The sequence below is a fragment of the Actinoplanes sp. NPDC048791 genome (assembly GCF_040650095.1).
Taxonomy (GTDB): Bacteria; Actinomycetota; Actinomycetes; order Mycobacteriales; family Micromonosporaceae; genus Actinoplanes.
The window spans coordinates 1-1,614 of the sequence record NZ_JBEZGQ010001463.1 but is presented as its reverse complement, the minus strand read 5'-3'; the positions used below and the strand labels follow the sequence as shown (position 1 = coordinate 1,614).

Genomic DNA, 1,614 nt, shown 5'->3' with positions numbered 1-1,614 from the left:
CGGCGACCAACGGCCGGCCGGCTCCTCGCGCACCGCCAGCCGGCCCGGTCCGGCCGGCCGGTAGGTCCGGGCCAGCCGGTCGGCCGCGGTCACACCGTACGAGGTGTCGCTCATGCCGAGCGGGGCGAACAGCCGGGTGTGCAGCAACGTCTCGAGGTCCTGACCGGTGGCCCGTTGCAGCAGGATCCCGAGGATCTCGCCGCCGCCGTGGTAACTCCAGCCCTCGCCGGGCTGGTGCAGCATCGGCACAGTGCCCAGGCGGGCCATCCACTCGTCCCGGGAGAACGGCTCCGGGTCCGGGCCGGGCCCCAGCGCCAGCTCGTCGATCCGCTGCTGGATCGGGAACGAGCCGGGCGGGGCCATGACCACGCCGTACCCGTGCGTGTACGTCAGCACGTGCCGGACGGTGATCGGCCGGGCCTGCGGCACGACGTCGTCCAGCGGCGCGTCGAGCGAGCGCAGCACGGGCCGGCCGGCCAGCTCGGGCAGCCAGCGGTCGACCGGCTCGTCCAGCCGCAGCGTGCCGTCCTCGACCAGCGTCAGGGCGACGACCGCGGCCATCGGCTTGACCAGCGAGGCGATCCGGAACAGCGTGTCACGGGTCATCGGCGCGCCGGTGGCCAGATCGCGTACGCCCAGGCAGACCACCTCGGCGTCGGTGTCCGTACCACCGGCGCTGACGGCGACCGCACCGGCCAGCTCGCCGCTGTCCACGTGCGGCCGCAGCGCCGCCTCGATCACGTCAGGGCTCATGCCCCCTGTCTAGCCCTGGACCTCGATGCTGTCGACCCGGTCCGGGTAGAACGCGACGTGGTCCTTGATCTCCTTGACCGCGTCGTGCGGCTGCTCGTAGACCCAGATCGCGTCGGTCGACCGCTCACCGCCGGCGGGGATGGAGTAGTAGCTCGCGTCACCCTTGTACGGGCAGTGCGTGCTGGTCTCGGTGCGCTCCAGCAGCGACCGGTCGACGTCCTCGATCGGGATGTACTGCACGGCGGGATAGGTGGACTCCTGCAACGTCAGCGCCCGGGTGGTGTCGGCGACGACCTTGCCGGCCACGGTGACGACGATCCGCGCCGGGTTCGGCGTGACCGTGATGGGGTGACTCGGTCCGGGCTGCAACACAGTCTTGGCCATGGCGATGCCTTTCCGTCTTCGTCGAAGGACTCGCCATGGTGCAAGTCATCGCGGCCCGGATTATTCCGCCGGGTGGCTGACGTGGGCGGTGACGATGCGCCAGCCCTGCGGCAGCCGGACCCAGGTCTGCGACTGCCGGCCCAGCACGTCCGAGCCCGGATAGCCGAACAGGGTCGTGACCACCGCCACGTCGGCGCCGTACGCGGTCACGGTCGTGTCCTTCAGCCGGCGGCCCGGCGGCAGTGGTGGCTGGGCCCGCCGCCAGGCGAGTTGTTCCTCGAGGCCGGCCTGCTGGTCCGCGATCCCGAAGCGGACCGCGCCCGGGGCGAAGAAGCCCACCACGCGGTCCGCCTCGTCGGCCGTCAGCGCCTCCTCGTAGTCCGTGAACGCCGCCGTGACCTCGGCGACCACGTCCGGGCGGTCGATCTGCATGGCGTCTCCTCAATCAGGGTGGCGGCGGCCCGGCGCGAACGCCGG

General features: G+C 72.2%; 3 protein-coding genes. All 3 read right to left on the bottom strand.

From position 1 onward, the window contains the following. Nucleotides 1-753: serine hydrolase domain-containing protein (locus AB0C29_RS47455; RefSeq protein ID WP_360834828.1), on the bottom strand; the 753-nt coding region annotated here is incomplete at its 3' end. Between the two features lie 9 nt (nucleotides 754-762). Further along, entirely contained in the window at nucleotides 763-1,137 is a 375-nt protein-coding gene (locus AB0C29_RS47450) for a DUF427 domain-containing protein (protein WP_360834826.1), read from the bottom strand. A gap of 60 nt (nucleotides 1,138-1,197) precedes the next feature. Continuing rightward, the gene (locus AB0C29_RS47445) at nucleotides 1,198-1,569 is read right to left on the bottom strand and encodes an AtzH-like domain-containing protein (RefSeq protein ID WP_360834825.1); all 372 of its coding nucleotides are present in this window, start codon (nucleotides 1,567-1,569) and stop codon (nucleotides 1,198-1,200) included. Between the last annotated feature and the right edge of the window lie 45 nt (nucleotides 1,570-1,614).

Excerpts from the sequence above, each read along its gene's own strand:
- AB0C29_RS47450 (WP_360834826.1), bottom strand. The coding sequence starts at position 1,137 with ATGGCCAAGACTGTGTTGCAGCCCGGACCGAGTCACCCCATCACGGTC.
- AB0C29_RS47445 (WP_360834825.1), bottom strand. The coding sequence starts at position 1,569 with ATGCAGATCGACCGCCCGGACGTGGTCGCCGAGGTCACGGCGGCGTTC.